Origin of the sequence: Stenotrophomonas sp. A3_2 (assembly GCF_036624925.1) — a bacterium.
GTDB classification, from domain to species: domain Bacteria; phylum Pseudomonadota; class Gammaproteobacteria; order Xanthomonadales; family Xanthomonadaceae; genus Stenotrophomonas; species Stenotrophomonas hibiscicola.
This window is the reverse complement of record NZ_JAZKVY010000063.1, coordinates 22,656-29,518: the sequence shown is the minus strand read 5'-3', so window position 1 is coordinate 29,518 and position 6,863 is coordinate 22,656. Positions and strand designations below refer to the sequence as shown.

Annotated in this window: 5 protein-coding genes and 1 tRNA gene; 4 read left to right on the top strand and 2 right to left on the bottom strand. The window is 67.1% G+C overall.

Going from position 1 to position 6,863, the window contains the following annotated elements; all coding sequences use genetic code 11:
- Positions 1–80 precede the first annotated feature (80 nt).
- Together cydC and cydD are read right to left on the bottom strand one after the other, a co-directional pair.
- On the bottom strand, positions 81–1,754 hold the full coding sequence (cydC, locus tag R5H29_RS01205) for a thiol reductant ABC exporter subunit CydC (RefSeq protein ID WP_332328598.1): 1,674 nt from the start codon (positions 1,752–1,754) through the stop codon (positions 81–83).
- The gene (cydD, locus tag R5H29_RS01200; RefSeq protein WP_332328597.1) at positions 1,751–3,496 is read right to left on the bottom strand and encodes a thiol reductant ABC exporter subunit CydD; all 1,746 of its coding nucleotides are present in this window, start codon (positions 3,494–3,496) and stop codon (positions 1,751–1,753) included. The genes cydC and cydD overlap by 4 nt, the downstream gene beginning before the upstream one ends.
- Positions 3,497–3,724: 228 nt before the next feature.
- Here cydD and R5H29_RS01195 point away from each other — a divergent pair, with 228 nt between their 5' ends.
- The 4 genes from R5H29_RS01195 to R5H29_RS01180 all read left to right on the top strand — a co-directional run bounded on the left by R5H29_RS01195 (position 3,725) and on the right by R5H29_RS01180 (position 6,788).
- The gene (locus R5H29_RS01195; RefSeq protein ID WP_019660486.1) at positions 3,725–5,314 is read left to right on the top strand and encodes a cytochrome ubiquinol oxidase subunit I; all 1,590 of its coding nucleotides are present in this window, start codon (positions 3,725–3,727) and stop codon (positions 5,312–5,314) included.
- A gap of 15 nt (positions 5,315–5,329) precedes the next feature.
- A complete protein-coding gene (gene cydB / locus R5H29_RS01190) occupies positions 5,330–6,481 on the top strand; it encodes a cytochrome d ubiquinol oxidase subunit II (protein WP_058982786.1) in 1,152 nt (383 codons plus the stop codon).
- Between the two features lie 58 nt (positions 6,482–6,539).
- A complete protein-coding gene (gene cydX, locus R5H29_RS01185) occupies positions 6,540–6,656 on the top strand; it encodes a cytochrome bd-I oxidase subunit CydX (RefSeq protein ID WP_021204639.1) in 117 nt (38 codons plus the stop codon).
- Between the two features lie 55 nt (positions 6,657–6,711).
- A tRNA-Pro gene (locus tag R5H29_RS01180) sits at positions 6,712–6,788 on the top strand.
- The last annotated feature ends 75 nt before the right edge of the window (positions 6,789–6,863 follow it).

Here is a 6,863-nt window from a genome sequence, read left to right as displayed (position 1 = left end):
CCGGCCGCTGGCCGGCAACGTCATGATGTTCGACGCGGATGCGTGGTTGCCGGCCAGCGGCCGGCACTACCGGGGTGTTTTCACGCTTCGCGCTCCAACACCCCATCACGCAACCGGTACTGCGCATCGACCACGCCTTCGGGCAGGTCGTCGTGGGTGATCATCAGCAGGCTGCGCCCGTCCAGCAACCCGGAAAGGTCCTGCAACAGCGCGCGTGCGGTATCCACGTCGAGGCCTTCGGTCGGTTCGTCCAGCAGCAGGATCGGCGCATTGCGCAGCAGCGCACGCGCCAGTGCCAACCGCCGCGCCTGGCCGGCTGACATCGTCGCGCCGTTCTCGCCCACCCAGGCCTGCAGACCGCCGTTGCGCTCGGCCCATTCGCCCAGACGCACGCGGCGCAGCACCGCCCACAACGCGGCGTCGCTGGCATCGGGATCACCAAGGCGCAGGTTCTCGGCCACGCTGCCGGCAAACACCGGCGCGTTCTGCGGCAGCCACGCCAGTTGCCGGTGCCAGTCAGCCTGGGCGAAATCACGCAGATCGCGGCCACCGTAGGTCAGCCGTCCCTGCTGCGGATCCCACAGCCGCAGCAGCAGGCTGGACAGCGTGGTCTTGCCGCTGCCGCTGTCGCCGCGAATCGCGATGCGCTCGCCCGGCGCCAGGGTCAGATGCAGGCCGGACAGCACCGGCCGCGCCGCACCAGGCCACTGGAAATGCACGTCATCCCACTGTACGCGCGCGGCCTGCGGTACTGGCTGCGGCGCCTGCGGATCGTCCACCGTCGGCGGTTGCTCGACGATGGCCTGCAACCGATCGGCGGCAATGCGCCCGGACTGCAGCGACTGCCAGGCCAGGCCCATGCCGGCCCATAGCTCGATCAACGCCACGGTCAGGAACACCAGGCCCGCGGCCATCTCCGGCGCGATGCGCTGCTGTTCGGCCGCATGCAGGGCCAATGCCAGCATCGCCACCAGCCCCAGCCCGGCGACCAGACCGTGCAGCGTCGAGGCCGCGATCAGGCGCCAGCGGCGGCGGCGATCACGCGAGGCCAGCTGCTTGGCAGCTACGCGTACCTTGAGCTGCCAGGCCGCATCGGCGTGCAGCGCGGCCAGGTCACCCGCACCTTCCAGCCCTTCGAATGCAGCGGTACGCAATGCGGCACGATGCGCGGCACGGTCGGCCTCCTCGTCGTCATGGCCACGCACGCCCAGCCACGGCACGCCGAAGGCGATCAGCAGCGCCAGCACCGCCATCAGCACCGCAGCCGACGGCAGGATCAGTGCCGCCGAAACGATCGCGACCAGCGACAATCCGCCCAACGCCACCAGCGGCCCGATCGCACGCACCAGCAGGCCGTCCACTTCACCGATATCGCCGAGCAGGCGCGCCAGAAGGTCGCCGGTGCGCGTAGCCCCCAACCGTGCGGGTGCCAGCGGCGACGCGCGGCGGAAGAACCACACGCGCAGGTCGCGGGCGATGCGCAGCGTGGCGTCGTGGCCGACCAGCTTCTCGAAATAGCGCGACACGATGCGCGCCATCGTCAGCCCGCGTATGCCAGCGGACGGTGAAAAGAAGTTGAAGCCTTGGCCGAGGCCGGCCGCGCCAGCCAACGCGGCGGCGGTGAGGAAGCCACCGGACAGACCCAGCAGAGCGGTGCCGGCCAGCATGGTGGTCCACAGCAGCAGCACGGTGAGCAGCAGGCGCGGCCGATGGCGCAGGAACACCGCGCGCAGCGAATCAGGCGAACGGCTCATGCGCGCACCGCCTGTGCCGGCTCGACCAGGCGGCCTTCCGGCAACAGCAGGCAACGGTCGGCCCAGGCGATCACCGCCGGGCTGTGGGTGGCGACCACCACGCTGCGGCCACGTGCATAGGCGGCCAGGCTGCGCAAAAGCGCCGCTTCGGTATCGGCATCGAGGAACGCGGTGGGTTCGTCCAGCAGCAGCACCTGCGGATCGCGCAGCAACAACCGGGCCAGGCCGATACGACGGGCTTCGCCGCCGGACAGGCCGAAGCCACGTTCGCCGATCACCGTGTCCAGGCCCAGTGGCAGGCGCTGTGCGAACTGCAGCACCTGCGCGGCCTCGGCCACCGCACGAAGACGCGCATCGCTGGCACCCGGATCGGCCAGGCGCAGGTTGTCGGCAATGCTGCCGTGGAACAGGTAGGGGCGCTGGCTGGCATAGGCCACCTGCACACCGGGACGCAGCTGCAGCTTGCCGGCGCGCGGCGGCAGCCAGCCGGCCAGCGCTTCCAGCAGGGTGCTTTTACCGGAGCCGCTGGGACCAACCAGGGCCAGGCGCTGGCCCGGCTCCAGCCGCAGGTCCAGATCCTGCAGCACATCCTGCGGCGCGCCCAGCGGGCGCAGCACCAGCCCTTGTGCCTGCAGCGGCGGCAAGGCGGCCTCGGCCGGCTCCACCGCCAAAGGTGCAACCTCGTTCTCGATCAGGCCCTGCTCATCGGGCAGCGACTGCAGCAGGCGCTCCACTTCGGCGGCGGCGGCCAGTGCATTGGCGCGATCATGGTAATGCGCGGCCAGCCGTCGCAGCGGCGCATAGAATTCCGGTGCCAGCAGCAGGCAGAACAGCCCCGCACCCAGCGTCGGCACCGCTGCATGCAGCGACATCATGCCCAGATAGCTCAGGCCCAGGTACAGCGCGACCATCGCCACGCTCACCGAGGCAAAGAACTCCAGCACCGTGGACGAGAGGAAGGCGATCCGCAGCACTTTCAGGGTACGCACGCGCACACCTTCGGCGGCCGCCTCGATACCCTCCAGCTCGGCCTCGCCGCGGCCATACAGGCGCAGCAGGCCCAGGCCCTTGATGCGGTCAGCGAAGTGGCCGCTCATCCGCGCCAGTTCACCCAGCTGCGCACGACCGGCGGCTTCGGCCCCCCACCCCACCAGCATCATGAAGAACGGCACCAGCGGCGCGGTGAACAGCAGGATCAGCGCCACCACCCAGTCCACCCAGGCCACTGCAGCCAGGATCAGCAGCGGCACCGCCACCACTTCAGTGCGCACCGGCAGGAAGCCGCTGTAATAGCTCTCGATCGCATCACCGTGATGCAGCATCAGTTCGCCCAGTTCGCCGGTGCGGCGCTGCCGCAGCCACAGTGGGCCGTGGCCCAGCAGGCGTGCGAACACGCGTTCGCGCAATGCCAGGCGTGCGGCGTCGGCCACGTCACCGGCAGCCGCCTGGGTGGCGCTGCCCAGCAGCGTGCGCAGCACCAGGATCACCGCCAGCCCACCCAGCGCTGGCAGTCCCGAGGCCAGCGGCACGCGCTCCACCAGCACCTGCTGCACCAGCCAGGCGATGGCGGCAGCCTGGCCGATCAACAGCGCGCCGGACAGGCTGATGCACAGCGCGGCCAGGCGCTGGCGGCCCCGGGCGGAGCGTGCCAGGTCGGCCAGCCAGGCGGTGCGCACACGCCGCTGGCGGGCGGTTTCAGCTTCCGGGGACAGGCCGTCAGGGGTCGTTTCGGCAGCGCTCAAGAGGTCTTCACGGGCAACGGGGGAGACACGGCATTGTAGGCGCAGGCAATAGCCCGCCCCTGCGGCCGGCGGTCGCAGTCTTCATCAGGTTGGCATACGATCAACCGGGGCACCTGTTCATACATTGATCTGGATCAAGGCTGTTTGAAGTAGTCGGTCACATCATTCACGTCGTAGACCACCCTTCCCGCCACCTGCAACGGCACTATCCAACGAGGTAGCCAGGCCATGATTGATCAGACAGTCGTAGAACTGTCGCGGCTGCAATTCGCGCTGACCGCGATGTACCACTTCCTATTCGTACCGCTCACCCTCGGCCTGTCCTTCATGGTGGCCATCATGGAGAGCGTGTACGTGATGACCGGCAAGGAGATCTGGCGCAGGATGACCCTGTTCTGGGGCGTCCTGTTCGGCATCAACTTCGCCATGGGCGTCGCCACTGGCATTGTCATGGAGTTCCAGTTCGGCATGAACTGGTCCTACTACAGCCACTACGTGGGTGACATCTTCGGTGCGCCGCTGGCGATCGAAGGCCTGATGGCCTTCTTCCTGGAAGCCACCTTCGTCGGCCTGTTCTTCTTCGGCTGGAACCGCCTGAGCAAGGTCAAGCACCTGATGGTGACCTGGCTGATGGCACTGGGCACCAACCTGTCGGCAATCTGGATCCTGGTGGCCAATGGCTGGATGCAGAACCCGACCGGTGCGGTGTTCAACCCGGAAACCATGCGCATGGAAGTGGTCGACTTCATGGCGGTGGTGTTCAACCCGGTGGCGCAGGCCAAGTTCGTGCACACCGTCAGCGCCGGTTATGTGACCGGTGCGGTGTTCGTGATGGCGATCAGCGCGCTGTTCCTGCTGCGCAACAAGCACAAGGACCTGGCCCGACGTTCGTTCGCGGTGGCCGCGGCGTTCGGCCTGCTGTCCTCGCTGTCGGTGGTGGTGCTGGGTGACGAGAGTGGCTACGCCGCCAGCGAACACCAGAAGATGAAGCTGGCCGCGATCGAAGCGATGTGGGAGACCGAGCGTGCGCCGGCCGACTTCACCGCCTTCGGCATCCCGAACCAGGACACCCACCAGAACGACTACGCGGTGAAGATCCCCTACCTGATGGGCCTGATCGCCACCCGTTCGTTGAACCAGCCGATTCCAGGCATCCTGGAACTGGTCGAGCGCGCCGAACACCGCGTGCGTGGCGGCCAGCTGGCCTACGGCGCGCTGGAACGCCTGCGTGCGAACAAGAACGACGTGGAAGCGCGCGAGATGTTCGACCGCCACTGGCAGGACCTGGGCCACGGCCTGCTGCTCAAGCGCTATCGCGATGACATCCTCAACGCCACCCCGCAGGAGATCTCGCAGGCGGCGATGGACACGGTGCCGCGCGTGATGCCGTTGTTCTGGACCTTCCGCGTGATGGCCGGCCTGGGCTTCTACCTCATCGCCTTCTTCGCCCTGGCCTTCTACTACTCCTGCCGCAACAATTTCCAGGACAAGCGCTGGTTCCTCAAGCTGGCCCTGTGGACGCTGCCGGCACCGTGGATCGCGATCGAGTGCGGCTGGTTCGTGGCCGAGTATGGTCGCCAGCCGTGGGCGGTCGATGGCGTGCTGCCAACCTTCTATGCGGCATCGGGGCTGGCCCTGCATGAAATCGTGCTGACCCTGGCCGGCTTCACCGCCATCTACACCGCGCTGATCGTGGTCGAGATCAAGCTGATGCTCAAGGCGATCCGCAAGGGTCCGGACGAGCTGCTGCCATCGCTGCAGTCGCCCCAGCCGCATGCTTCCCACAATGCCTCGGCGCCGGTCGCCGGCCAGGCCTGAGGCAGGAGAACCAAGATGGATTTCATTCTTCTGGACTACACCACGCTGCGCGTGATCTGGTGGCTGCTGCTCGGCATCCTGCTGATCGGTTTTGCCGTGATGGATGGTTTCGACCTGGGCGTGGGCACCCTGCTGCCCTTCGTCGCCCGCACTGACGCCGAACGCCGCCGGGTGATCAACACCATCGGCCCGGTCTGGGAAGGCAACCAGGTGTGGCTGATCCTGGGTGGCGGCGCCATCTTCGCCGCCTGGCCGCCGCTGTACGCGGTCAGCTTCTCTGGCTTCTACCTGGCGATGTTCGTGATCCTGTTCGCCCTGATCCTGCGCCCGGTCGGCTTCAAGTTCCGCAGCAAGATGCCCAGCGAACGCTGGCGCAACACCTGGGACTGGGCGCTGTTCATCGGTGGCTTCATCCCGGCGCTGATCATGGGCGTGGCAGTGGGCAACGTGCTGCTGGGCGTGCCGTTCCATTTCGATGACAGCATGCGCATCTTCTACACCGGCTCGTTCTTCGGCCTGCTGATGCCCTTCGCGCTGCTGGCCGGCCTGCTGAGCGTCTCGATGCTGGTCGCCCACGGTGCCGCCATGCTGGTGATCAAGACCGACGGCGCGGTGGCCGAGCGTGCCGCCCGATTCGGCAGCATCGCGGCGATCATCGCCTTCGTGCTGTTCGCGGTGGGCGGCGCCTGGGTGGCCTTCGGCCTGCCGGGTTACCAGATCACCTCGCAGGTGGTTACCGATGGCGCCACCAATCCGCTGCTGAAGACCGCCGAACTCGGCGCCGCCGGTGGCTGGATGCGCAACTACAGCGCGATGCCGGCCACGATCCTGGCCCCCCTGCTCGGCCTGGCCGGCCTGCTGGCCAGTGCGGTGCTGCTGCGGGCCCGTCGTGGTGGCCTGGCCTTCATCGCCTCCGGTGCGGCCATCGCCGGCATCATCCTGACCGTCGGCTTCGCCATCTTCCCGTTCCTGCTGCCGTCCTCGAGCCAGCCCACCTCCAGCCTGACCGTGTGGGATGCCTCGTCCAGCCACCTGACCCTGTGGATCATGCTGCTGGCCACGGCGGTGTTCCTGCCGATCATCCTCGCCTACACCACCTGGGTGTACCGCGTGCTGAAGGGCAAGACCACCTCCGAAGAGATGGGCAACAACCCCAACGCGTATTGATTGCTTGCACGTGTGCCGACCAACGGTCGGCACCTACCCGGAATGAAGGAGACTGATCATGTGGTATTTCGCCTGGATTCTCGGTGCCGGCCTCGCCTCGACGGTGGCCATCCTCAACGGCATGTGGTTCGAAGCCCGCGAGCAGAACCGCATCGAGAACGAAAATCGTCGCTGAGATGTAAAAAGACCTTGCCGCCTTGGCCTTCACACGGTATCTTAGGCGGCTCCTTCGGGGTGTAGCTCAGTCTGGTAGAGCGCTACGTTCGGGACGTAGAGGTCGCAGGTTCGAATCCTGTCTCCCCGACCACTTCGGTGGTCGCATTGAAGCCTGGTGATGTCGCCCAGGCTTTTTTGTTCCCTGAAGTGGCACCGCTTTTGCGGT

What these genes read in the sequence shown, in the direction of transcription:
- cydC (WP_332328598.1), bottom strand. Translation starts at nt 1,754, where the DNA reads ATGAGCCGTTCGCCTGATTCGCTGCGCGCGGTGTTCCTGCGCCATCGG.
- cydB (WP_058982786.1), top strand. Translation starts at nt 5,330, where the DNA reads ATGGATTTCATTCTTCTGGACTACACCACGCTGCGCGTGATCTGGTGG.
- cydX (WP_021204639.1), top strand. Translation starts at nt 6,540, where the DNA reads ATGTGGTATTTCGCCTGGATTCTCGGTGCCGGCCTCGCCTCGACGGTG.
- R5H29_RS01195 (WP_019660486.1), top strand. Translation starts at nt 3,725, where the DNA reads ATGATTGATCAGACAGTCGTAGAACTGTCGCGGCTGCAATTCGCGCTG.